At 54.3% G+C, this 26,462-nt stretch carries 17 protein-coding genes, 1 tRNA gene and 1 pseudogene; 9 read left to right on the top strand and 10 right to left on the bottom strand.

The annotated features are described in order from the left end of the window. Positions 1-35: 35 nt before the first annotated feature. The 7 genes and pseudogenes from QZR17_RS05160 to QZR17_RS05190 all read right to left on the bottom strand — a co-directional run bounded on the left by QZR17_RS05160 (position 36) and on the right by QZR17_RS05190 (position 8,120). Positions 36-1,373: a sigma-54 dependent transcriptional regulator gene (locus tag QZR17_RS05160; RefSeq protein ID WP_297128526.1), complete on the bottom strand. Its 1,338-nt coding sequence runs from the start codon at positions 1,371-1,373 to the stop codon at positions 36-38. A gap of 18 nt (positions 1,374-1,391) precedes the next feature. Further along, positions 1,392-2,849, bottom strand: coding sequence for an ATP-binding protein (locus QZR17_RS05165; protein WP_297128529.1), 1,458 nt, complete (start codon positions 2,847-2,849; stop codon positions 1,392-1,394). Between the two features lie 14 nt (positions 2,850-2,863). Beyond that, complete coding sequence (locus QZR17_RS05170) at positions 2,864-3,985, bottom strand: universal stress protein (RefSeq protein ID WP_297128533.1); 1,122 nt, start codon at positions 3,983-3,985, stop codon at positions 2,864-2,866. A gap of 54 nt (positions 3,986-4,039) precedes the next feature. Then, positions 4,040-5,537 (bottom strand): annotated as a pseudogene (locus tag QZR17_RS05175) (TrkH family potassium uptake protein). A gap of 511 nt (positions 5,538-6,048) precedes the next feature. After that, positions 6,049-6,133, bottom strand: a tRNA-Ser gene (locus QZR17_RS05180). A 78-nt stretch (positions 6,134-6,211) separates the two neighbouring features. Beyond that, entirely contained in the window at positions 6,212-7,084 is an 873-nt protein-coding gene (locus QZR17_RS05185; RefSeq protein WP_297128536.1) for an RNA polymerase sigma factor RpoD/SigA, read from the bottom strand. Between the two features lie 163 nt (positions 7,085-7,247). Then, complete coding sequence (locus tag QZR17_RS05190) at positions 7,248-8,120, bottom strand: sigma-70 family RNA polymerase sigma factor (protein WP_297128539.1); 873 nt, start codon at positions 8,118-8,120, stop codon at positions 7,248-7,250. Positions 8,121-8,407: 287 nt separating this feature from the next. Here QZR17_RS05190 and QZR17_RS05195 point away from each other — a divergent pair, with 287 nt between their 5' ends. The 9 genes from QZR17_RS05195 to QZR17_RS05235 all read left to right on the top strand — a co-directional run bounded on the left by QZR17_RS05195 (position 8,408) and on the right by QZR17_RS05235 (position 21,889). Beyond that, on the top strand, positions 8,408-8,884 hold the full coding sequence (locus QZR17_RS05195) for an SPOR domain-containing protein (protein ID WP_307983354.1): 477 nt from the start codon (positions 8,408-8,410) through the stop codon (positions 8,882-8,884). Between the two features lie 132 nt (positions 8,885-9,016). After that, positions 9,017-12,061 carry a SusC/RagA family TonB-linked outer membrane protein gene (locus tag QZR17_RS05200; RefSeq protein WP_297128543.1) on the top strand — a complete coding sequence of 1,015 codons (3,045 nt, stop codon included), beginning with the start codon at positions 9,017-9,019 and terminating at the stop codon, positions 12,059-12,061. 4 nt (positions 12,062-12,065) lie between these two features. Next, on the top strand, positions 12,066-13,568 hold the full coding sequence (locus QZR17_RS05205; RefSeq protein WP_297128546.1) for a RagB/SusD family nutrient uptake outer membrane protein: 1,503 nt from the start codon (positions 12,066-12,068) through the stop codon (positions 13,566-13,568). After that, complete coding sequence (locus QZR17_RS05210) at positions 13,565-14,341, top strand: DUF4843 domain-containing protein (protein ID WP_297128550.1); 777 nt, start codon at positions 13,565-13,567, stop codon at positions 14,339-14,341. The genes QZR17_RS05205 and QZR17_RS05210 overlap by 4 nt, the downstream gene beginning before the upstream one ends. Before the next feature lie 6 nt (positions 14,342-14,347). Next, positions 14,348-15,823: a hypothetical protein gene (locus QZR17_RS05215; RefSeq protein ID WP_297128553.1), complete on the top strand. Its 1,476-nt coding sequence runs from the start codon at positions 14,348-14,350 to the stop codon at positions 15,821-15,823. Positions 15,824-15,882: 59 nt separating this feature from the next. Beyond that, entirely contained in the window at positions 15,883-18,357 is a 2,475-nt protein-coding gene (locus tag QZR17_RS05220) for a zinc-dependent metalloprotease (protein WP_297128556.1), read from the top strand. A 3-nt stretch (positions 18,358-18,360) separates the two neighbouring features. Next, positions 18,361-20,961 carry a zinc-dependent metalloprotease gene (locus QZR17_RS05225; protein WP_297128560.1) on the top strand — a complete coding sequence of 867 codons (2,601 nt, stop codon included), beginning with the start codon at positions 18,361-18,363 and terminating at the stop codon, positions 20,959-20,961. A gap of 67 nt (positions 20,962-21,028) precedes the next feature. After that, positions 21,029-21,196: a hypothetical protein gene (locus QZR17_RS05230; RefSeq protein ID WP_296164388.1), complete on the top strand. Its 168-nt coding sequence runs from the start codon at positions 21,029-21,031 to the stop codon at positions 21,194-21,196. A 219-nt stretch (positions 21,197-21,415) separates the two neighbouring features. After that, complete coding sequence (locus tag QZR17_RS05235; RefSeq protein WP_297128564.1) at positions 21,416-21,889, top strand: SPOR domain-containing protein; 474 nt, start codon at positions 21,416-21,418, stop codon at positions 21,887-21,889. A 419-nt stretch (positions 21,890-22,308) separates the two neighbouring features. Here QZR17_RS05235 and QZR17_RS05240 read toward each other — a convergent pair whose 3' ends face one another. The 3 genes from QZR17_RS05240 to rplS form a co-directional block, all read right to left on the bottom strand. Further along, positions 22,309-23,493, bottom strand: coding sequence for a PatB family C-S lyase (locus QZR17_RS05240; RefSeq protein WP_297128567.1), 1,185 nt, complete (start codon positions 23,491-23,493; stop codon positions 22,309-22,311). 125 nt (positions 23,494-23,618) lie between these two features. Further along, positions 23,619-25,814, bottom strand: coding sequence for a lamin tail domain-containing protein (locus tag QZR17_RS05245; protein WP_297128570.1), 2,196 nt, complete (start codon positions 25,812-25,814; stop codon positions 23,619-23,621). A gap of 83 nt (positions 25,815-25,897) precedes the next feature. Beyond that, positions 25,898-26,248, bottom strand: coding sequence for a 50S ribosomal protein L19 (gene rplS, locus QZR17_RS05250; protein WP_296164266.1), 351 nt, complete (start codon positions 26,246-26,248; stop codon positions 25,898-25,900). Positions 26,249-26,462: the final 214 nt, after the last annotated feature.

Consider the following 26,462-nt stretch of genomic DNA (forward strand, 5'->3'; position numbering starts at 1 on the left):
CACTTTGGAAGGGCGGGAATGACAGTGTGGAGCATTTATACGGTTATCCCATATTCTTCAATCTTACGATAGAGAGTGGTAAGTCCGATTTTGAGCAGTCGAGCCGTTTCTGTCTTGTTGCCGTGAGTATGGTGGAGAACCTTGATGATGTGGTTGCGCTCCACACTCTTCAGGTCAAAGGAATCATTGGCTACAGCGGATGTACTGCCCGAAAGCATGTCTATAGGCAGGTCATGATTAGTGATTTCGCTTTCGCATACGATGATGGCATGCTCTACGGAATTCATCATTTCTCGCACATTACCTGGCCATGGATAAGACAAGAACAATTTCTTTGCTTCGGAAGACAGCACAGGGGGTGGGCAACCAATTTGCTTGGCATAACGCTCAATGAAATGCTGGGCAAGCGGCAGTATGTCCTCCTTGCGCAGGCGCAATGGTGGAAGTTCTATGCGAAACACGGAAAGACGGAAATAAAGATCTTCGCGGAATCGCCCATTGGCTATTTCTTCTTTCAGATTGCGGTTGGTGGCTGAAAGGATGCGCACATCTACGTGGGTAGTCTTTGTGTCGCCAACTTTCACAAATTCTCCAGTCTCAAGCACACGCAGTAGCTTCGACTGCAACTCAAGCGCCATTTCACCAATCTCATCGAGAAACACCGTACCATGATTGACTTCCTCCAATAATCCTTTCTTATCCTTCACAGCACCAGTGAATGCCCCAGCCTTATAGCCGAAAAGCTCACTTTCCAGCAATTCACGGCTAAATGCCGAGCAGTTAAGAGCAAGAAATGCCTCACTGCTTCGCTGGCTTGCATTGTGGATAGCTTGGGCAAAGACTTCCTTGCCAGTACCGGTCTCACCGTTGATGAGCACGGTAACATCTGTTGTAGCCACCTTTTGGGCTTGTCGGAGGACGTCAGAGATTGCAGTTGATTTTCCTACAATAGTGTCAAACGTATGCGATTTTGCCGTTGTGGCACTTGGCTTCTTTTTCTTATTTTCTGACGCAATGACATCTATTGCACGGCTCACGATAGGGATAATCTTGCGGTTGTCATCACCCTTGACAATATAGTCAAAAGCCCCATTCTTGATGGCCTGCACGCCGTCGGGAATGTTGCCGTTGGCGGTGAGGAGAATTATCTTGGCTTCAGGAGCCAACAATTGCAGTTCCTGCACCATATCCACGCCGTTGCCATCAGGCAGGAACACGTCGCAGAGCACCACCTGCACTTCATTGTTCTTTAAGGTATATATAGCCGTGGCACGGTCTTTTGCTTTTAGTACCTCATAACCTTCCAGTTCCAGCATGCGTGAGAGGAGCATACGGATGGTTGGTTCATCGTCAATAATAAGTATCTTGTTCATAGTTTTTTATATATCTTTTTACACTGGCAAGGAAACGACAAACTTGCTGCCCTTACCCAATTCACTTTCAACTGTAAGTGTGCCATTATGCGCCTCGACAAAGTCGCGCGAGATGGAAAGTCCCAGTCCGCTGCCCTGTATCTTGATACCAGGTACACGGAAATACCGCTCGAAGATGCTATCATGATAACGAGGGTCTATGCCTCGTCCGAAATCCTGTACATACAGCATTACGTGGTGCTCGTCCTGTTGCAAGGCTCCTATAGTCACCCGGTCATTTTCCGAAGAATATCGTATAGCATTACTCAGCAGATTGGTCAGTACCCATGCTATTTTCTCGCTATCGACATAGAGCTTGTTTATCTTTTCCTTTGGGTAATCCACCTCTATGTTGATATGGAACTTGTCTGCTTGTACTTGGTTGGCCTTTATGGCATAATCAATCAGCTCTATTGGCCTTGTGATATGAGGTTTGAGCTGCAATACTCCGCTTTCTACTTGTGTCATGTTGAGCAATTCGCCCGTGATTCTGAGCAGCCGTTCTCCATTCTCACGGATGCTGTCCGACAATTCTTTTTGCTCTTGGTTGAGACCGCCCACACGATTGTTGGCAAGCAGTTGCTCGCTCATCAGAATGGCTGATATCGGGGTTTTCAATTCATGGGATATCGTTGAGATGAATGTTGTCTTTGCCACATCTAGTTTGTGAAACTCGGTGATGTTTTTCAGCATAATCACTGTACCGCTTTCTTTTATGCTTCCCTCGTGGTCTGTCATTCTTACAGGCAGATATTTCACCTGGAAATAACTCTCTTTGTTGTCGGCATAGATTTTCAGTGGCTCTGTCTTTTTCTCGTCGGTCTCATGTACCTTATGTCTGTCCATCCCTACCAGTAGTCGGCGCAGCAGGTCGTTGCGCATGGCTGTTTCCTGTGCTGACTTTCCCACGACATCCTCACGTCGGAGATTGAGAATGCTGAGTGCCTCATTGTTGATGAAATAGAGTGTCAGTTTATGGTCTAAGCAGACGATAGGTTCGTCGATAGAGTCGATGATGGTCTCTATGTACTGTTTTGACACCTTCAGTTTCGAAAGCGATGAGTTGTGGTAATCACGCAGACGGCATGCCATTTGGTTGAAATTGGTGGATAACTGCTCCATGGCCTCACCACCATGGAGGTGCAACTGAGTATCGTAGTTGTGGTTGGCAATCTCGTTGATGCTTTTGGTCAGTTCCTGGAAAGGGCGGGTGATATACTCCGGCAATTTCAGAAGCATCCATACTCCCACGGCGATGCTCAATCCGCCAAACAGCAACAACAGAGTCAAGGCTCTCGTCAGACCATAGTCTGCCACAGGAGAAGTAGGTTCTGTGGCTGTGAGTATCTGCAGGCTGATGACGGAAAGCACCACCAAACCGATGATGAGCGACACTAGAATACCCACCGAGAGTGTAAGTTTTTCTTTTGCAGTCATATCCTTTTAATTTTTTATGCGAAAATAATTAAATCTACGCCCATTTCTTTCAATTCAGACAACAATTTCCGATAACTTCCTGCACGCATCAGCAAGCGGGGAAAGGAGAATGATGGTTGTCCCATACAAAGCAGTGTGGCATGCTGCTGTCGGCAGAACTCTGATATACTCTGCGGAATGTTGTCGGAAACCACCTTATGTACTTGTCCTCCAAGCTGGATAGTCAGTTCCAGATGGCTCATCAGATGACGTTGTGAGTCCAAAGGAATGAGGTCGTTGTTCTCGCCACGTGTCTGAACATATAGTGCCAATAGGTCAGCGTCAAAACTGTCCGCCATTCGTGCAGCCTTGCGGATGATATGCTGCTGTGTTTCGCTATTGCTGCTTACACATACCACAATCCTTGACATCCCTTTAGTCCTATATGTTCGTGGCAGTACCTCTTCCTCTACTTTTTTCCCTACTCGAAAGGCTACTTCCCTTAGTGCCAGTTCTCGCAGTTGCAGGATATTCCCTGCTTGAAAGAAATGGTCAAGGGCTGTTTGTATCTTGTCCTTGGCATATATTTTCCCGGATTTCAGACGTTCCAGAAGCTCTTCGGCCGTAAGATCAATGTTCACCACTTCGTCGGCTTCTTGCAACACTCGGTCTGGAATGCGTTCCTTCACATCGATGCCTACCATCTCCTTTATCTCATCTTTCAGACTCTCTATATGTTGTATGTTTACCGCAGAGAGCACGTTGATACCGGCATCAAGCAGTTCCATCACATCTTGCCATCGCTTGGCATTGCGTTGTCCCTCCACGTTGGAGTGTGCCAACTCATCAACAATTACAATCTCAGGATGAATCTGAAGGATAGCGTCTAAATCCATCTCTTCAATCTCCTTGCCTTTGTAGAACACCCGCTTGCGGGGAATCACGGGCAGTCCTTTCAGTGCCCTCACCGTGTCTGCCCGACCATGTGTCTCCACATAGCCTATCTGTACATCTGTGCCGCACCGTAGCATCTCTCGTGCATCCTGAAGCATGCGTAAGGTCTTGCCCACTCCGGCAATCATTCCGATGTATATCTTGAACCGTCCCCGATGTGACCGTCGTATCAGGTCAAGAAATTGCTGTATATTTTCTTCCATATATATAACGTTTATTATAATACATTTATTGCCCTTAGGGGCAACCATATTTCTCTATGGCCAACTGCCACTCCACGTCGATTTGTAGAATATGAGAAGGAAACCGAAAATTTCAAGTCTGCCTATGAGCATCAGTGATGAGAGTATCCATTTGGCGGCATCGGGCAATGCTGCCCATGAGAAGGCAGGACCGAAGCTGCCTAACCCAGGTCCTACATTACCCATTGCAGAAATCACGGTACTCATGGCTTCTGTAAGTCCTACTCCGAATGCCATCAGCAGTGTCCAGCCGATAAAGGCAACTGACATATAGGCGGCGAAGAATACAAGAACCATTGTCACCAGCTTATTGTCAAACATACTACCAGCTCTTATAGGCAATACGGCACGCGGATGCAGTATCTGACGGAACTGGTTGCGTATGCAAAGGGCGACTATTACCATTCTGAGATTTTTAATACCTCCACTGGTTGACCCTGTGCATCCACCCGACAGCATCGCAAAAATCAGCAGCATCCATGTAAATGACGGCCACAGGTTGTAGTCGTCAGTGGCAAAGCCACACGAGGTGTGACAAGTAGCCACTTGGGACAGGGATTTGCGGAATGCTTCCTCCACGCCATAGCCGTTGTTCAGGATGAGTGCCATCGAGATAATCAGGGTAAGCAGACCTGCGGAGGAGGCGAACCATCTGAGTTCCACGTTTTGCCATAGTTGTTTCCAACTTCCCCTTAAGGCAACAATATAGAGCGAGAAATTGATGGCAGAAAGCAACATGAACAACGACACCACGTATTCTATATACGGAGAATGCCAATAGGCAATGCTTTCCTGTTTGGTAGAGAAGCCTCCTGTGGCTATGGTGGCCATGGAATGACACACGGCATCAAATAAGCTCATGCCCCCAACCTTCAAGAGTGCGCTCTCGATGACAGTCAACAAGATATAAACCAAGAATATATACCGTGCCATGACACGTGTCTTGGGACAAATCTTGTTGTGAGTCACTCCCGTTGCCTCAGAGAGATAGAGCATCTGACTGCTGACACCGAACTCAGGCAAGAGAACTATGGAAAAGCAGACAATCCCCAAGCCGCCTATCCATTGCGTCAGACTTCTCCAGAATAATATGCCATAAGGCATGCTCTCGATGTTGTCCAATATGGTGGCTCCTGTGGTGGTGAAACCTGACATTGTCTCAAAGAAAGCGTCGGTAATATTCGGGATGTAGCCGCCCAACAGGTAGGGGAACATTCCGAAAACCGTGAAAAACACCCAGGAAAGAGCCACCACGATATAGGCTTCATAGCGTGAGGGAAGCAGACTTCTTTTTCCGACCATAGACTAACAGCATGATGCTTGCCGCCAGACATACAGAACACGAAACGGCGAAGGCTATCAAATCTCTCCCGCCATACATCAGGGACACGCAGAAGCATGCTAGCAGCAGCATCGATTCGAATGCCAAGAGCAAACCTATCAGATAGACAATAAACCGATAGCTGAGTTCCTTTTCCATATTGGGACTCACCCCGTATTGCTTTATATCCATAAATGTCACTTATTATACTTACATCACTATATACAAATGGAGTACCAAAGAACTAAGGATGGCAACAAACAGCAGATAATCAGAAAGATATGACTTTACTAAATAAACAACATCCTTGTAATACCCTTTCATTTTGAAAAGGTTGCTTTCCATTCTAACAAAGCGAAATCTTTATTTTTTGCAAACAACTGTTATCTCTTTTTCATACACATTTACGGTGCTAATAACTCTCTACAACTCGCCTACAAAGTTGCACATAATTATTTGAACTACAGCAATGTACAAGTACTCTAAACAGACTCTCTACGTACTCTTGGCTACAATTATTTTTTGCGAGAAAAAAGTGTAGCCAGATTGTAGCCATTGGAGCGTATTTTGGGCGTTTCGGCTATCTCTGTAACTACTCTGAAGAGGTAGAGGACTATAAAACAAAAGTATCGTAACTCGTTGGAATTACGATACTTATACTTTTCAGTAGTGCTCTCTGGCGGTGCTGTCAGAGTACTTAAAGCGGAGAGGGAGGGATTCGAACCCCCGGAAGCTCGCACTTCAACGGTTTTCAAGACCGCCGCAATCGACCACTCTGCCACCTCTCCAGTATGTCTCCCTTGCCCCCGCAAACGTGGCGCAAAGGTACTAAATATTATCTATCCGGCAAGAAGATTTGCCGGCTGTCAGCCTAAGTAGCTCCTGAGATTGGTCTTATCGCAGTCAGTGCGGAGCTGACGAATGGCCTTCTCCCGGATCTGGCGTACTCGCTCCCGGCTAAGGTCGATGGCCGCCCCGATCTCATCCAAGCTCATCTCCGGCTGCCCTCCGAGGCCGAAGGTGTGCACCAGCACAAAGCGCTCACGCTCATTGAGGCAATTCATCGCCACACTGATCTCATCGGAGAGGGACTCGTCGATGAGCCGATGATCGACCTCGGGGGCCTCGTCATCAGTCATCACATCGAGGAGGGTATTGGTCTCCCCCTCCTCAAAGGTCTTGTCCACACTGATCTCTCCCTTGTCGATCTGGATGATGTCGATCACCTTATCAAGGTCCATATCCAGCTCGTCAGCGAGCTCCTCAGGGGAGGGCTGACGCTGGTAGATCTGCTCAAATCGATCGCGGGCATTCTTCAGCTTGGTGACATTGCCTACTTGGTTTTGGGGTAAGCGAACGATACGCCCCTGGTCCCCGAGGGCCTTGAGGATGCTCTGGCGGATCCACCAGACAGCATAGGTAATGAACTTGAATCCCCTCGACCCATCAAAGCCCTGTGCGGCGCGGATCATACCCAAGTTTCCCTCGTTGATCAGGTCAATGAGAGGCAAGCCAAGATCCTGGTATTGCTTAGCCACACTGATGACGAAGCGAAGGTTTGCTCGGACTAGCTTATCCACAGCCTCGTGAGAGTGCTCATCGTGGCGCTGAATCCGCATTGCGAGCTCAGCCTCCTCGTCGGCAGTGATCATTTCCTCCTTAGCCACCTCCTTCATGTAACGATTCATGACCGCATCGTCACGGCTGGTTATGGACTTTTCTATCTTAAGCTGTCTCATTATTGACTCATTCTCCCAGTGTTATCTACATCTCTCCACGCACTAAGTCTCGACAAATAGCGAGCCAAAGCTCTTGTGCTGACATATTTTCTCCCCATCCTAAGCCTTGAGGCAGGCTCTCCAGAGTCCGTCCCCGAAAGGTTGGCAATGGTGCAGAAAGACTTCAACCCAAGTAGGTCTTAAGGTGAGTTTCCTCACTGGCCTCTCGGAGGTGCCGGAGGCCTTTTTCCTTGATCTGTCGAGCGCGCTCACGTGAGACATTGAGCCTCATACCGATCTCCTCGAGGGTCATCTCTGTCTGACCGGCAAGTCCGAAGAACATCTTCAGCACCTCAGCCTCCCTATCAGGGATCATGGTGAGGGCGCTCTCGATCTCTGTCGCCAGTGACTCATGCATCAGCGAGTGGTCGGCTACAGGAGAGTCATCATCCGGCAGCACGTCCAGTAGACTGCTTGTCTCGCCCTGCTCAAAGGGGGCATCCACGCTGACATCGCGACTATCCAGCTCCAACACCTCCCGGACCTTATCCTCATCCATACCGGTGGCGGCAGCCAGCTCTGAGACGGATGGCTTACGCTGATTATCTGCCTCAAAGGCATTACGCGCCTTGATCACCTTGGATAGGTTACCGACCTGATTCTGAGGGATGCGTACCATCCTTGACTGCTCGGCAAGAGCCGAGAGGATGCTCTGGCGGATCCACCAGACGGCGTAGGAGATGAATTTGAAGCCCTTAGTCTCATCAAACTTCTCGGCAGCCTTGATGAGACCAATATTGCCCTCATTGATGAGGTCCGGCAGCTCCATCCCTTGATTTTGGTACTGCTTAGCGACAGAGACGACAAAGCGAAGGTTAGCCCTCACCAGCTTATCCAGTGCACGACTCCCCTCTCGCCCACCTCGATGAATAAGCTGGGCCAACTGCACCTCCTCGTCCGGGGTGATCAACTTCTCCCGACCGATTTCAGTAAGGTACCGCTCCAAAGAATCCGAGTTGCGGTTAGTGATAGACTTTTGGATCTTAAGCTGTCTCATGCGTAAGTAGTAGTGTGAAAGCACGCCAAGGCTTTGCCATTGGTAACGGCAAAGATACCAATTGTTTTAATTCTCAAATAAGCCCAAATAGCCCTCTTCAGAGAAGCGCCCTCAGGACCAGCCCTCGAACTAAAACCGGTATTAGTACACACTAATATCGGTATTAGCGATGACTAATATCGGTATTAGAAATGAGCGAGTAAAGCTAAAATAATTGGTGAACTTTCCTAAGAATAGGTACATTTGTAGACTGCTTCAGAAACAAGTAATAGAAAGAAATAAGAATCATGATGAAAAAGAATGTACTCGTAGCAGCCCTCGGGCTCCTGCTCATCGGCAGTTGTATGACCTCCTGCAAGCCCAAGAAGAGCGCTTACCGCTCTATGTATGAGAAAGCGAAGCAGCGTGAGGTGGCCCAGCAGAGCACCTATCCTCAGGAGGAGCCGATCGTCGTAGCCGACAACTCGGACGTCCGGGAGGAGAAGCTCTCCGTCCCCGAGGGCGAGAGTGCCCCCAATGGCATCCGCACCTTCAGCGTCTGCATCGGCAGCTTCAAGAACATCACCAACGCCCGCTCACTCCGCGAGCGTATGATCAGTGAGGGATATGGCGAGGCGATCCTGGCTCAGAACGAGTCTGGTATGTACCGTGTCCTCGTCACCGGTCACGACACCAAGGAGGCCGCTGTCCGCTCGCGTGATGCAATTATGCAGAAGTACGCGCCCGCCTTCAGCGACGCCTGGATCGTCCGTCGCGCATACTGATCTGCTGCTTCAGTAGAGTAGGACCACAGCAATAGCGGGGAAGCGTCGTAGGACCGACCTGAGACGCTTCCCCGCTGCGCTTACTCATCACCCATCTACTCACACCCATACAGTCACCAACGTAATAGAGATATGACCAATTCACTCAGAGCGACAGCCCGTATGTCGCTGACTCTATCAGCTCTCTGTGCCACCCTGATGCTCGGCAGCACTCCCCTGCGAGCGGAGGTGGCAGAGACCTCGTCGTCCGACAGCGAGGTCCAGGCAGAGAAGTTTATCGTCACCGGTGTGGTAAAGGATGCCACCGGTGAGACACTGCCCGGTGTCGGGATCCACATCAAGGGACAGGAGGGAGCCTTTGGCACCAATGGAGAGGGAAAGTTTGAGATCAATATCAAGTCCCGGACTGCCACCCTGGTCTTCTCCTACATCAGCTTCAAGACCCAGGAAGTGAAGGTCAAGGCGGGGGATAACATCACCGTGGTGATGAAGGAAGACTCCGAGCTCCTCGAGGAGGTGGTGGTGACCGGATTTCAGACAAAGAGCAAGAATAGCTTCACCGGCTCCTCCACCACGATCGATAAGGAGAAGATGATGGCCATGGGGACCCAGAGCATCATGCAGGGCATCGAGGCCTTCGTCCCCGGTGTCGTCTCGATAGACAACTCCCTGATGGGCTCCAACCCCAATGCGAAGCCGGAGCTGAATATCCGCGGGCGCGCCACCTTTGAGGGCAAGGCCAATATGCCTGTCTTCGTGGTTGACGGGTCGATCGTCACCTCGGACTTCGTCTTCGATATGGATATGAATGACATCCAGTCCGTCACCGTCCTCCGGGACGCCTCCGCCACCGCACTCTACGGAGCCAAGGGCTCTGCCGGTGTCGTCGTCATCACGACACGCCCGATGGAGGGCGGTAAGCTCAAGCTGAGGTACAATGGGACCATCCGGAGCTCCATACCGGACCTCTCCGACTACCACCTGCTGGACGCGGAGCAGAAGCTGGAGTATGAGCGCCTTGCCGGGGTCTTCTCCGACGACAATCCCGAGGAGCGGTACAAGAAGGAGTTGGAGTATGCCGCCATCCGCGAGCAGATCGCCCGCGGGGTAAATACCGACTGGATGGCCAAGCCACTTCGCGTCGGGCTGTCTCAGAACCATAACATCAATATCGACGGAGGCGACAACTACGCCCGCTACAGCCTCGGACTGCGGTACGGCAAGGATCAGGGAGTCATGCGCGGCTCCGGTCGTGATCGCCTCAATACGACCTTCAAGCTCTCCTACAGCAAGGACGAGCTCTTCTTCATCTCCAACCTCGCTCGCGTGAGCTTCGTCAATGGCCAGGACTCTCCCTACGGAGACTTCAAGAGCTTCGTCGACGCCAATCCCTACGACAGCCCCTACGACAAGGACGGCAACCTCCGCCATCTGCTGACTCACAAGCTGATCAACCCGCTCTACGAGGCGACGGCTGGCAACGTCAGCCGGTCAAGCGACTTTGACTTCTTCGACACCCTCACTTTCCGTATGTGGCTGGCAGACTTCCGGATCGATGCCGACGCCACTCTCCAGAGAGGGAAGTCGGAGCGGATCAACTTCGTCTCCCCTCGCTCCGGTAAGGAGCTCGAGAAGGCTAAGCTAAGTCAGCGAGGAAGCCTCTCGGAGACCTTCTCCAAGTCGAGCGACTTCTCTGGCAAGCTAATGCTGTCATACAATAAAAATGTCCTCGAGGACCTCTTCCTCAGCGCCATGGCGGGGAGCAACATCGAGTATCGCACCTACCAGATGTCACGCTACAGCTCTGTCGGGTACTACTCAGACAAGCTGCCCAACCCCGGCTTCTCCTCCGGCTACCCTGCCGGTGGTCGTCCGGTGAGTGAGGATAGGATCATCGCCGGAGTGGGCTTCTTTGCCAATCTCAATGCGATCTATAAGGAGAAGTACTTCCTCGACTTCATCTACCGTTACGAGGGGTCCTCTCTCTTCGGGAAAAACTCCCGCTTCGCCCCCTTCTGGAGTGCCGGTATCGGATGGAACATCCACAAGGAGCCTTTTATGAAGGACCTGAATGTCAATCTCCTCAAGCTCCGATTCAGCACCGGTTACCTGGGCAATGTCTCCTTCTCCCCCTATCAGGCATTGACCACCTACCGCTACGGCGAGGACCTCACGTATGTCAAGGGTGCCGGCGCCGTGCCGATCACGATCGGGAACCCTGATCTGCGCTGGGAGCGGACTCAGAATAATAACATCGGTCTCGACCTCAATGTCCTCGACAACCGATGGGACCTCTCGCTCGACCTCTACCTCAAGATCACCGACAACCTCCTCCTCGATGTCACCAAGGCGCCCTCTGTCGGTGTCGCAACCGCTAAGGAAAACGTCGGAGAGATCGAGAATAAGGGTATCGAGCTCAGCACGCGGATCGTGCCGGTGAGGACCAAGGACTGGAACTGGACCGTCGCCATGACCTACTCCTATAATAAGAATAGGATCCGCAAGATCAGCGATGCCCTCAAGGCACAGAATGAGAAGAGCCTCTCAGATAAGAACAGCCGCATGCCTCTACCGATCTACGTGGAGGGTGAGTCTCTCACGACGCTGAAGGTCGTCCCCTCTGCCGGTATCGACCCGGCGACAGGTCGGGAGATCTATATCAAGCGTGACGGGAGCTACACCTTTGACTACGACCCGAGTGATAAGGTCACCTTTGGCGACACGAGCCCTCTCGCTACCGGTATGGTCAGCTCTTACCTCACCTACAAGGGCTTTACCCTCACCACCGGTCTGCGCTACCAGCTCGGCGCCATGGACTACAACCTGACGCTCGCAAGCCGTGTCGAGGGAGCTGACCCGAGGAAAAATGCCGACCAGCGAGTCTTCTCCGACCGCTGGACTCAGCCTGGAAATCATGCTTCCTACAAGAACATCGCCGATGCCTCCGTGCCGATGCAGACGAGCCGCTTCGTGGCAGTCAATAACTTCCTCGACCTGAGCTCTGTCTCGCTGGCGTACGACTTCAAGCCGATAGACCTGAAGTACTTTAGTCTGAAGAATATGAGGCTCGAGCTACTTGCCAACGACCTCTACCACTTCTCCACCATCCGTAGGGAGCGAGGGCTCTCCTACCCTTACGCGCGATCCATCGAGATGACCATCCGCTTTACACTCTGAAATCATGACTACACAGAATATCCTATCTAAGGCGCTGGCGACGATGCTCGCCCTCGTGCCGGTGACACTCCTGACGACCAGCTGCGATAAATTCCTCGACATACAGCCCAAGGGCACGATGCCCAAGGAGGTGCTCTTCCGGGATGAGCAGGGATTTAAGGATGCGCTCTACGGCATCTACGCCTCCATGGCGGATGCGTCTCTCTATGGGGGCAACCTCACCTATGGCTTTGTCGACAAGCTGGGGCAGATGTTTATGTACAATAATACCGAGAATGAGGATACCTATATCCTCCGGTATGATTACATGAATCTGAAGGTACGTCCGACGATCGACCAGATCTGGACCAATCAGTACGCAGTGATCTCGTATGTCAATGAGCTGATCGATGCCTATGAGACTACGGATCTCAAGGGGAGCACCCTCGATATGATCGGGGGCGAAGCGTATGCACTGCGGGCATTCCTCCACTTTGACCTGCTCCGTCTCTATACAGCCGACTATGCTCAGCGTGCGGGACAGAGTGGCATCCCCTATGCCTACAAGGCCGACCTGCAGAATAAGCAGCTCTACTCCATCAAGGACAGCTATAAGAATATCCTTGCCGACCTCGACAAGGCAGAGAAGCTCCTTGCCTCGGATGTCAGCCTCTACCTGCCGATGGGCACCTCCGTCGATGTCTACTTAGACGAGCGGTATGCGCACCTCAATAAGTACGCCGTCTCGGCACTCAAGGCGCGTATCTATTACACGATGGGAGACCTCACGGAGGCAGCCGCCTACGCCCGCAAGGTCATTGATGCCACCGCCACCACTGCCGATGCACCGGAGGGGACGATGAAGCTCAGGCTGGCCGAGAAGGGCGACTTCGAGAGAGTGAAGCGCTATCCGGCTCAGGGAGAGCTGCTCTTCGGTCTCTATGCGCCTCGTATAGCGAAGACCGTCTACGAGACCTTCCTCCAGAATACCACCTCCGGCAGCTTCACCGAGGCGAGGACGGACCTCAAGGAGCTCTACGAGACGGACAAGTTTACCGCCACCAGCGTAGACCTGCGGTATGGGCTTTACTACAAGGAGCTCTCCGGTGGACTCACTGCATTTACCCGCCTGCTGTCCAATGAGGCTGAGCTGAATAAGGGAGACTTTGAGGGTCTGACCCTGATCCGCCTGCCGGAAATGTACTACATACTCTCCGAGTGTCTCTACGACAGCGACCGCACCCAGTCTCTTGAGCTGCTCAATGCCGTCCGCAAGAGCCGCGGCCTCGCCGAGATCGATCCGGCTAAGGTGGACACCAAGGAGAAGTACATCAGCGAGATGATGCGAGAGCGGATGCGCGAGATGCCGGGCGAGGGACAGATCTTCTTTGCCTACAAGCACTACAACCTGCCGATCCTCGACCGTAGAGGCAAGGAGTCCATCCCGGCCTCTAATGAGATCTACATCCTCCCGTGGCCGGAGAAGGAGAGAGAATTTGGCTTCACCGCTGAGACCAATAAGAAATGAGACAAAAGGATTATCTTATGAGAAGCGCCATACGACTGCTCGCCCCACTCGCCCTCCTCGGGCTGCTTGGCACGAGCTGCAATAGGATCACATACGAGGGGGACTTCACCCCCGATGGTCAGTACATCGGCTCCTCAGCCATTTACTTTGACCACAAGCAACAGGCTGACACGCTGCAAGCTTATTCCTTCGGACCACTTCCTGCAGAGGTGGAGACGCATATAGTCAAGATTCCTCTACGCATCGTCGGTGATATCCCCACCAAGGACCTTACCTATCACGTCGAGGCAGACCCTGAGGCATCTACCGCCCGGTCAGGGGCACACTATACGCCCATAGAGACGTCCTACCACTTCCGCTCCGGTGCGGTGACTGATACACTCCGAGTCGAGCTACTCCGAAGTGGCATATCACCGGAGGAGTCAGAGGCTCTACGACTTGTGCTGAGACTCAAGTCCAGTGAGGATCTGAAGATCGCCTTTGAGTCAGACAACCTCCAGGTGATCACCTTCGACAACTATGTTGCGGAGCCCTACTGGTGGGTCTACTACACCTATTATTTTGGTCCCTACCACCGTCTTAAGTACCTCAAGCTGCTGGAGTACTACGACAGCGACCCGGCAGTACTGGAGGCAGCACTCAGTGATCCAAAAAAGAGCGTCAAGCTTTTTGTCAATTTCAAGAAGGTGTATGATTACTTCAAGGCCCACCCCGAGCTGGAGGTGCCACTACCGGACCTTGATCCATCTACATCCATTAGCTTCGAGGAGTAATTAATTATGACACACACTATATATAGGATCTCCCGGATTATCCTGCCGGGACTACTGACCTGCTCGCTGCTCACCTCGTGCTTCAAGGACCACTCGACCGACCCGGAGCAGCCTGTCACCGAGATCACAACCTCTGAGCAACTCAAGGAGGTCTACACTGCCGATGAGGGGCGACTGCTGGAGATACCGGCACCCAAGCTGACACTCAATGGTCCATCCAAGGATGTCAAGTACTCTTGGGAGGTGGGCTATGAGGAGGTATCGACGGAGCCAACGCTCAAGTATCACTGCTCCAAGGCGGGTCTCTATCCGGTGCGCCTCCTGATCTCCAATGGCGAGACAACTCTCGTCCAGCGATCCACGATCAACGTACAGTACCGCTTCCGCCAGGGGCTCTACCTCCTCGGTGAGGAGAGCGATGCTGCCACGATCGGCTTTGTGGAGCCCTCGCAGCCCGACAAGGAAGTGGACTACGATGTGCTGACGCTCAATAATCCTGCCGGCACGTTTGTAGGGACACCCCACGATCTCGCCTTTGTGACCAATGTCACTTATGGCTATAAGGGCTTCCTACTCGCCTGTGGCAGCAACCTCTATATGATCGAGCCTGATCAGATGGAGCTTGCCACGACTCTGCCCCTAAAGTCGGAGATCACCACCCTACAGGGTACATGGGCGGACTCCAAGGGACAATTTTTCTACAACGGCAGGTTCGGAGACTTCAATATCAGTACACAAGATGCTTTCAACAGCGACCTTAAGTCAATCGCGTCGAAGCTGGGCATCGCACGGGAGAAGCTCAGCCTGGCTCCTATGACCGCCTCTTGGCTCACCGACAAGGATGACCCGAAGAAGATCGACGGCTATCTCGCCTACGATAACGGAGCTGAGAAGATCGTGGCGAAATACAAGGAGGCGCTGACCAAGTACAGTGTCTGGTTCCCCGACGAGACAAAGGGCTACAGCCTGACCCACATGGTCCTTACCGGGGACCGGCTACGGGTGACACTCTTCCTCAAGAGCAAGAGCGACGAGACGATCAAGCATCTGCTGATCAATCCGGGTACTCACAATGTAGCAAAGGCTAAGCGAGTCCGAGAGGAGGTCCTCCTCTCCAAGGAGGTGCCTGCTGAGGCTCACCTCGATGCCTCTTCTGTGATGACCTCTGCCCCGACGCGGAACTTAGTCTTCTACAGCGGTGCTGACGGCAGCGGCATCTATGCCTACAACACCATGTCGCAGGGCAACTTCCCCACCACCCCCCTCATCTCACTCAGCAAGGACGAGGTGGTAGTCGATATGGTGGTGGACAAGGATGACCACTTCCTCTACATTGCCCTGAATAGTCGGTCGGGCTCCACCTCGAGCATCCGGCAGATAGACCTGACTAAGGACAGCTACCCCGTTGTACGCGAGTGGAAGGACCTTCGCCTCCCCATCACTGCCATCGCACTCCGCGAGGATTACCCGATCAATAACTAATACAAGACTGCAAAGGAACAGACATGCACTCAACCCCTAAGATCCCAGTGGAGCGATGGATGCGGAGACTACTACTGCTCACGCTCCTACCGATGCTGGGACTGGCACCCATCCACGAGTCTTACGCCAAGACAAGCAAGGATAAGTATAGTCAGCTCTTCAGAGACAAGAAGGTCGAGACCGTCAAGGGTGGCCTCGTCACCCTCCACAAAGTGGAAGACAAGCTCTACATGGAGCTGCCCATCTCGGAGATCGGGCGGGATATGCTCCTCGGAGCTACGCTCTCCAGTGTCTCTGACGGATCGATCCTCACGATAGGCGACCGCAGCGAGGAGCCCCTGCTGATGCGCTTCGAGCTGCAAGACAGCACCGTGGTGGTCAAGAAAAATAACACGATCGTCTACTCCAAGGAGGCAGACGAGCCGATGAAGCAGGCGCTCGCCCTCAGCTACCGCGACCCCTCCGTAGCGGCCTACTCCGTCCTCGCCTTCACACCGGACAGCAGCGCAGTGGTCTTCGACGCCACCTCTCTGATGGCGCGCGAGAGCACACTCGTGCGGGTGATCCCGAAGGAGTCCGGCGACCTCAAGCTGAGCGCCTCACCGGTCTCCTCCCTCTCCTTCATCAAGGGCATGAAGTCCTATGAGGACAATGCTCAGGTGCGTGTGGAGCTTAACTACAAGCTCTCCGCCACCTTCCTCGGCATGGTCTCCGTGGCGAGCGATGTGCCGACGACGGTCGAGGCGACCTTTACCCTGCTCCGACTGCCGGAGGAGACGATGCCGATACGCATCGCCGACACCCGCGTCGGGACCTTCACCACCGGGCGGCTTAATTTCTCCACTCTCAAGGACAAGACCGACAACATCTACATCGCCCACCGACAGCGGCTCGAGCCGGCAGACTCCGCCACCTACGCCTCCGGTGGACTCTCCAAGCCCAAGGAGCCGATCGTCCTCTATCTCGATCCCGCATTCCCCGAGGAGTGGAAGCAGCCGATCCGAGACGGTATCCTGGCGTGGAATACATCCTTTGAGAAGATCGGATTTAAGGACGCCATCGAGGTAAGGGACTTCCCCGACCCCTCTACCGGCTTTGATCCGGACAATCTCAAGTACTCCTGCATCCGCTACATCCCCAATCAGGGAGAGAATGCCTACGCCCCCTCGTGGGTCGACCCGAGGACGGGAGAGATCATCAGCTCGACACTCTTCATCTTCAATAACATCGAGCAGCTCTTCTACAAGTGGTACTTCACCCAGAGTGCCCTTGTAGACCCCTCGATCCGCAACTTCCCTCTCCCTAAGGAGAAGCGGGATGCGATGCTCACCTTCTCCGTCAAGCACGAGATGGGGCACATCCTCGGTCTGTCGCACAATATGATCGCCACGGCGGCTGTCCCGACCGACTCCCTCAGGAGCGCCTCCTACGTACAAGCTCACGGTGTCACCCCGAGCATCATGGACTATGTCCGGCTCAATTATGTGGCACAGCCGGGGGACAATGTCCCAATGACCCTCCCCGAGATCGGTCCTTACGATGATTATGTGGTCGAGTGGCTCTACCGCTACTTCCCCCTCTTCTCACAGGACATCTACGCTCAGGCAGAGGTGCTGGAGAAGTTTGTCTCCTCCAAGGCAAATGACCCGATCTACCGCTACCTCCCGGAGCAGACCAATGTCTACGATCCGCGGGTTATCTCGGGCGACCTGGGAGACGACCCGATCAAGAGCAGCGACTATGGGATGAAAAATCTCGCCCGCATCTCTCACGACTTCCCCAAGTGGATCACCGATGACGAGGACACCCGCAAGAAGGATAAGCTGGACCTCGCCATCTCACAGACCTTCCACTCCCTCGTGAAGAACGTGATGCACCAGATCGGTGGCATCTACGTCAATCCCTCGATCCCCGACGCGGAGCACCCCATCTACACCGTGCTCCCCCGCGAGACTCAGAGAGCCTCACTCAAGTGGGTGGTGGACCAGATCAAGGACTTTGACAAGTATGCCAATCGAGAGCTTGAGTGCAGGAGTCAGATCCGCATCAGCTACTACGATCAGCTCTACGAGTTTCTGATCAATGACCTCTACAACACCCGTATGCGCGTCCTCACGGCCGAGCACCTCGTCCCCGGCAGCTACTCTCAGCAGGAGTACTTCGAGGACCTGACGAAGGAGGTCTTTGCCTCGCTCACCGAGCATCGCGACCCCACCCGAGCAGAGATCCTTCTGCAGAGAGGGTTCATCAACCTCGGTCGGGCGGTAGTCACCGACACCAAGGTCCCCACCGTGATGGTCCCCACAGCACTCAAGGGGTACCGCTCCGAGGTCTCCTTCGGTGACCCGACCCGAAGCCCCTACCCTCAGATCCGGCTGGAGGACATCGACCGGTCGAGCATCTACTTCTTCGCCGCACTCGAGAGACTGCGTCCCGAGCTGGAGAAAGCGGAGAAGTGGGCCAAGAGCCCCGAGGCCAAGGCCCACTACAGCGTGCTGCTCTTCAAGACCAATAAAGCACTGAAAGGAGAGTAACCCATGAGACGACATCATCCCATCCTAATACTACTCCTCATCCTCACCGGCGTGCTGAGCAGTCCCACGGCCGAGGCGCAGATCCTCCGATCAAAGCGCGCTGTGGCTCGTGAGCGACAGGAGCAGCGTATGCGGGAGCAGACCAAGTCCCCCTACGAGCGCTTCTTCACGACGGACACCACCTCGATGAGGTCTGCTCAGGGACCCTTCTTATCCCTTCACCTCAAGGAGAAGCAGCTCTATATGGAGCTCCCGAGTGAGTCCTTCGGTGAGGAGATGCTGATCGCAGCCACGGTATCGGACATCTCCAACCCCCAGCTCGGACTCCCCGGCTTCAAGAATAGCGGACCTATCCCGATCCGCTTCATCCAGAAAGACAGTGTCGTCGTCATGGAGGTGGTAAATAATGACCTCCTCTATGACCCGACCGACAAGTCGGCCCTGGTCAAGAATATCCAGAAGAGCTACACCAACGTGTCGCTGCACAAGTTCCCCATCACGGGACTCAGCAGCGACGGCAAGTCTGTCCTCTTCGATGTCACCGACTTCTTCCTCAATGAGCAGCGCTTCTTCGACGCACTGGTCTCCGAGGTGGGCTCTTACCGACTCTCCAGCAGCCCGCGACCCGACCTCTCGAGCTTCACCTCCGTGAAGTCCTTTGAGACCAATGCCACCGTAGGCGTCGAGCGCACCTCCTACGTGACGCTCACCAATAGCAGGGGCAAGGGACTGGAGGACTACCCGACCACATACAGCGTCACCTACTCCCTCCTCCGCCTGCCGGCCGTGCCGATGACACCGAGACTGAGTGACACGAGGGTCAATTTCTTCCTCACGGAGAAGGACATCCTCCGGAGCGACAATCACCAGATCGAGACGGTCAATTTCATCCGCCGCTGGCGGCTCGAGCCGGTCGATATGGAGGCCCTTAAGAGGGGCGAACTGACCGAGGTCAAGAAGCCCATCGTCTACTATGTCGATGACAACTTCCCCGAGCGCTGGAGAGCCGGGATCAAGGCCGGTGTGCTGAGGTGGAATAAGGCCTTTGAGCGCATCGGACTCAAGGACGTCGTGCAGGTGAGAGACTTCCCCAAGGACGACCCGGAGTTTGACCCCGACAACCTGAAGTACTCCTGCATCCGCTACGTCCCGGTCGGCATCGAGAATGCCATGGGTCCCTCCTGGTACGATCCCCGCACGGGCGAGATCATCAATGCCTCCGTCATGGTCTACAGCAATGTGATCAAGACGCTCAACAACTGGCGCTTCGTCCAGACGGCACAGCTCGACCCCGCAGTCCGTAGCAAGGTACTCTCCGACTCCCTCCTCACCGAATCGCTGGAGTATGTGATCGCCCACGAAGTGGGTCACACCCTCGGCCTGATGCACAATATGGCCGCCTCAGCCGCCTACTCCGTCGACTCGCTTCGGTCGCCCTCCTTTACCCATAAGTACGGCACCACACCCAGTATTATGGACTATGCGCGATGGAATTATGTGGCCCAACGGGAGGACAAAGGGGTCTCCCTCGACCCGCCCTACCTTGGTGCCTTTGACTACTACGCCATCGAGTGGGGGTATAAGGTCTTCCCGGAGCTGGAGGACAATTTCTTTGCCGAGAGCAAGGAGCTCCAGAAGTATGTCTCCCGCCATGAGGGCAATCCGATCTACCGCTATGGCGTGCAACAAGTGGAGAGCCGCCTCGACCCGACCGCCATCGAGGAGGACCTGAGTGACGACCCGATACGTGCCGGTGAGCTGGGGATGCGCAACCTCATGTACATCACCGAGCACCTCGATGAGTGGATCACCGACGACCCGGGAGCTGAGCACCGGGGTGAGCTCTACGAGCAGATCCTGGCGCAGGCCTACGGATACTACCACAATATCTTTATGATGATCCCCGGCATCATCCTCCGGCAGACGAGCGAGTCCTCCGGGATACCGAGGCATCAGGTGCTCCCCAAGGAGCGGCAGCGCGAGGCAGCCCTTTGGCTCATAGAGCATGCGGAGGACTTCCGCAAGCTCGGGCTTGAGAAGCTGGTGGGACACATCCCCTACGCCTCCCTCCGCCCCTTTGACCTCGTGCAGCAGGATCTCCTCAAGATGACGATGCTCAATACCGGTAAGCTCGCCATCTCCTATTACTTCGACTCCGACTCCTACTCCCCTATGGAGTATCTGGAGGATGTCTATAGCCATATCTTTGGCCCGACTCTACGTGGCGCCTCGCACCTCAGCGAGACAGAGATCGCCCTGCAGGAGGCCTTTGTCCGCTACCTCAATGCCTCGCTTCAGTATGGGCTGCAGAATGTCTACCCCGTCGGGCTTAAGTCTGACGCCCTCAGCCTGAGCTATAAGGCTGACAAGACCGTCTGCAATCACGCCGGAGAGGAGAATGGGCTGCTTGGCTTCGGCAACGGCAGCGGCTTCCCGGAGCACCTCTGGGCGCAGACCGTCAATATGACCAGCGACTACACTCTGAGCTACGCTCTGAAGGTACGAGACCTGCTCAAGCGGACCATCCCTCGGACTAGGGATGCCAACCTCCGCGCTCACTACCGACTCCTCCTCGGCCGGCTTGACAAGTCCCTCGACAAGTGATGAGGAAAGAGCAGGTAAATGGCTAACTTTGCTGAGAACCTTAGTAACCAATTAGAAACAAACCATTATGAGAGCAAATGAGATCAGTAGCGGCCTCTGCCGCCTCGGAAGATACATCGGTGATGAGTCCATGGAGGGAGGCTGCAAGGCCCTCGTCCTGATGGGCGCCCTCGGCGGGGCCGCCATCACCTCCATCGCCTTTGTCGTCGGAGGTCTGCTTAGCGATAAGGACTAAGTAGATCTCTGTCTAGAGGTTGTCCCTACATGAGGGCAGCGACCGATCCACAGCGATCCGTCGCTGCCCTCTGACGTATATCGATGATAGAGGGGCAGCACCACCTCTCGATGGTAGGGCACCTATGACTACCTGCTGGATCCATTCGCTAACTTGATCAATAATCGCTACTTTTGTACACACCAAATACGAACAATAACTTTAGACACTATCATTATCATGAAAAAGAATGTACTCGTAGCAGCTCTCGGGCTCCTGCTCGTAGGTAGCTGCATGACCTCCTGCAAGCCCAAGAAGAGCGCTTACCGCTCAATGTATGAGAAGGCTAAGCAGCATGAGGTGGCCCAGCAGAGCACCTATCCTCAGGAGGAGCCGATCGTCGTAGCCGACAACTCGGACGTCCGGGAGGAGAAGCTCTCCGTCCCCGAGGGCGAGAGTGCCCCCAATGGCATCCGCACCTTCAGCGTCTGCATCGGCAGCTTCAAGAACATCACCAACGCCCGCTCACTCCGCGAGCGTATGATCAGTGAGGGATATGGCGAGGCGATCCTGGCTCAGAACGAGTCTGGTATGTACCGTGTCCTCGTCACCGGTCACGACACCAAGGAGGCCGCTGTCCGCTCGCGTGATGCAATTATGCAGAAGTACGCGCCCGCCTTCAGCGATGCCTGGATCGTCCGTCGCGCATACTGACGCCACTAAGCCCAACTTCTGATCCGTAGGAGTATAGGGTTTACCAACGGCTAAAATCAATTGACACGCGGGAGAGTACCCATCTTGACAATGGGCGCTCTCCCGCTTTTTCTTTCTCTCATGACCGATAGGTACCTCTGTCAATAGGGTCCTGTGGTTCACTTAACCTCTGTTCACTCCCCAAGTAATGACCCTTGCAGCTCTAAAGTAGGTGCGTGATGTGACTCTGCGTATTCTCTTCCCTATATCTCTGAGATGGGCTATCGGCAAGTAACACATAGATAAAAAATCAGATCAATAGTCTTATTCCTCCGCTATCACATTAGGGATGACGGAGTATATCATACCTACAAACAGAGAAGAGGGCCGGCTCGTACGATTGTACGGGCCGGCCCTCTCCTTTGTATCAGCTCGAGCGATCAGGCTTTCCGCTCACGGAGACCCTTCGCCATCCGCTTCATGGCCTCCTCGATAATGGAGCGGGGCTCGCCGACATTGAGTCGCATGAAGTAGTCTCCGCCGGTGCCAAACATCCGACCGTCATTCATGAAGACGCCACACTTCCGGATCAGGAAGTCGACCAGCTCATCCGGGTCATTAAAGCCGGCATCGGTGAAGTCCAGGAAGATAAGGAAGGAAGCCTCGGGGCGGATCATCTTCACACCAGGCATCTCCCGCCGGAGGTAGTCCTGTACGAAGTCGACATTCGCAGCGATGTAGTCCATACAGTCGCGTGACCACTCATCCCCCTGCTCATAGGCGGTGGCAATGGCGTCATAGGTCCAGCAAGAGGCTGCCTCCAGTCCACACTGCAGCATGTAGGCAAAAGCCTTCTCCCGCAGCTCCTTATTCGGGATGTAGAAGTGTGAGCCGATCACGCCGGGCATATTGAAGACCTTAGATGGGGCCATCAGCGACATGGTGATCTCGCGTGCCTCCTCGGAGATGGAGGGGAAGGGATGGTGCTGCACGCCCCTGTAGCTCAGGTCAGCATGGATCTCATCGCTCATGATGAGCACTCCATGCTCGTGAGCCATATGCGCCACGCGGCGTAGCTCCTCATCACTCCATACCCGACCACCTGGATTATGCGGGTGGCAGAAGAGCAACATCTTGGACTCCGAGAGAGCCTCATCAAGTCGGTCCCAGTCGATGTAGAAGCGCTCATCACGGACGAGCAGGGGCGCCTCGACTAACTTGCGGTTGCTGCCGCGGATGACGTTGGCAAAGGGATAGTAGACCGGGGGAAGGATCGTGATCCCATCACCCTCGTGCGAGAAGCACTGGATCAGCTTGTAGTAGCCGGACACCACACCCGGTGTATAGGAGATCTCCTCCTTTTCGGGGCGAAAGCCGTAGCGCTTCTCAAACCAATTCTGAATCGCCTCAAAATAGCGATCCGGAGGGCAGGTATACCCCAGTACCGGATGCTCAAGACGCTTACGGACAGCATCGCCCACGAAGGAGGGCGTTGCGAAGTCCATATCAGCGATCCAGAGAGGAAGGATATCCTCGTAGTCGCTCTCGAAGTGACCATAGCCGTCATACTTCATACAGCTGGTCCCCCTACGGTCGATGACCTTGTCAAAGTCGTACTTTGCCATAATGCAAGATTAAAGTGTTATGTATTCTGTTAAGTCACTCCCAAAGGTACAAATTGTTCTGCTTTCTCTATGCACCCATAGGACCCAACTGCTGAAAATACCCTGACGACCCTCCCCGAGAGAAGTCACATAGCGCCAGCATGGACCCATTTACCTGAGTAGGTGAGCGGAAGAAAGTCCGGATCGGGAGGGGTGAAAGTCACACGTACCACGACGATCAGTGTCGGCAGAGGAGCTTTTCCGTCCTGCAGTTTAGCGATAAAAGGTCTCACCTCCCCACCCTCCTTCCGATAGATCTGCTGCCCATCAAGGGTGAAGAGCTCCAGCGTCGCCAATTCCCCATACAGTGGCAGGAGCGCCATCATCTGCTCATAGGAGAGACGTGGGTCGTCCGGCCAAGTGCCCGCTGATCCGTTCTCCGTTGACGAACTATTGGGACGTCCCGGAGTACCTCCACGGGAGGCATCAGAGGCACGACGCCAAGCGCTCTTCTTCGTCCCGTCAGCGTGTGGAGAGACGCGCTCAAGTGAGTGGCGAGTCCGGTCAGCAGCAGTGTCGCCCAGCCATTGACGGCGATAGACGACCTGATCTATGGTGGTACGATCCGCTCGAGCCACGAGACTGATCTCGCTGTAGGTGGAACTAATGGAGGGAAAGTCTATCCGCTCCACAAGCGTGGAGGGGTCGCAGAGGGGGTAGAGACGCTCCAGGGCGGGCGGATAAGGGGTCAGCACGGCATAGCTCTTCGCTGGCAGTGTGTAGGGCGAGACCACAAAGGGCCATGCAGAGTAGGAGCCATCAGGACTGTTTCGGAAGCTCATATAGACCCCCTCCAGCTCGATCGGATGAGTGGAGGTGTTGTAGAGCTCGATGTACTTCTCCCCGACACTCTCGGGGGAGAGCATCAGCTCGCTCACCACCAGCGCACCCATTGCGAGCGTATCGTAGGGTCTCATAAGTGATGGGGCGCCCGGTGTACCGCCCATCGGGGCTGTGGAGTAGCGCCACTGCGGCGGATCCGACTCGACGCGCTCTATGGAGCGTCCCTCTCGCTGCAGTCCCGGCTCACGGAGTTGATCATCCACCACCACTCGGTCGATGGATTGCCCATCCCGCCCCTCCAGGCTGAGGACAAAGGAGCCGCTCATCGAGGGGAAGTGATCCATCGGCAGCGTGTGGGCACTCTCCTGCGGTAGCTTGTACTGTGAGGAGTGGAGGACCACATAGCCTCCTGGAGGCAGCGTCACCGGAGGCAGGTCGTACGCGGTGGTCCGGCAGCGGAGGATCACCCGCCCGAGATCCACAGGAGCGGTACCCCTATTGGCGATCTCCACATAGGGGACCCTCGCCAGAGGACCCACCGTCGGAGGATCGATCATGATCTCTGAGATGATCAGCCCGCTTCTGTCCTCTGCCGATGGACGCTCAATGGAGGTCTGCCACTCACCCACAGGGCCATCCAGCGTCTCCATGCCGGAGATCCTGACCTCCATGGGACCACTGCCGGAGGGCGAGGAGACCGGCAGGATCACTTCTCGCAGCGTCTCGCCATAGGCGACCCGAGTCTCCCTCCCTCCGACCAGAGCCACCGCTCGGGAGAGGTCTACCGGTTGACTCAGGTAGAGGACAAGGGTACCATCACCCCTCCGGACAGACCGCAGGAGACGTATCTGCCCAAGGCTCCGATAGGGGGAGTGAAAGGTCGGCTCGGTCCAGAAGGTCGAGCTCATCCGTCCGGAGGTGAATTTCACCCTGAGCGAGAGCACTCCATGCGGTCGGCCGTCAAGCTGCACCGCAACATCGGCATGCCGAACGCCTCCCTCCGGCGAGAGCATACTCAGCGTCATCTGCCGTTCGCCATCATAGACTACCCTCAGAGCCACACTTCTCCACACCTCGTCCGGAGATATCAGCGGATGGCGCAGCAGCACCTCCTCCTTCCCTGTTCCATTCGCAGGAGAGAGTGTGCGGACAAGCCGCACCTCCAGCCCCTTAGGATCCGGACAGAGTGTATAGGTCTCAAGCCCCGTCTCGGTATGCATGCTGAAGAGATCCAGAGCAAAAGTATTGTACCTCGATGGTCGCCGGTCGTAGTGGCACTCCATCGTCCACGCCACCGGTACTCCGCTCCTCAGCTCATAGGACCGGTGGATCTCCGCCTCCTCGCCTCCCTGAGCAAGCGGAGTAAGCGTGAGCCGACCATTCTCAAGAGAGAATAGGTCTATGTCACCACCCCAGCCTTCCTGAGCGAACCCCAAAGAGAGGAAAGTCAGGAGAGCAAGCCCCGCCAGCACGTAGCGCCTAAGTCTATCCCACCTCACACTTCTACGATACGGAAAGAGCTACCGACCGGCATCTAGATGCTGATCGATAGCTCTTTTTTTCGTGTACAGTAAACTTTATATCAGAAGGAACGACGCTCCTTGATACGAGCACTCTTGCCGCGACGATTGCGGAGGTAGTACAGCTTGGCACGGCGGACGTGACCCACGCGATGTACCTCGATGCTGTCGATGAAGGGAGAGTTCATCGGGAAGATACGCTCTACACCGATGCCATTGGAGATCTTACGCACGGTGAAGCGCTTATTGGCGCCCTCACCAGAGATGCGGATCACGTCACCCTTGAAGACCTGGATACGCGTCTTGTCACCCTCGGTAATGCGATAGTTGACGGAGATCGTATCACCGCTCTTGAATGCGGGAAGCTCCCTCTCGGTAGCAAACTCCTGCTCGACTGCCTTAATTAAGTCCATGTCAGAAAATGTAGCTTTATGAATTAGTCAAATCACTAAACGCAGCATTCGTGAGCCACATATATCTCTCACCAGAGGCTACGCAAAGCGGTGCAAAGGTACGTCCTTTTTGTCGTATTCCCTAATCCTCACCTGCCTATCCCCTCCCTCGCATCTGCCGGCTAATTCGCATTTTGATGTGCTGGGAGGGGGAGGAAAATAGAGATTACCTTTG

Source organism: uncultured Porphyromonas sp. (genome assembly GCF_900541275.1).
In the GTDB taxonomy this organism is placed as follows: domain Bacteria; phylum Bacteroidota; class Bacteroidia; order Bacteroidales; family Porphyromonadaceae; genus Porphyromonas_A.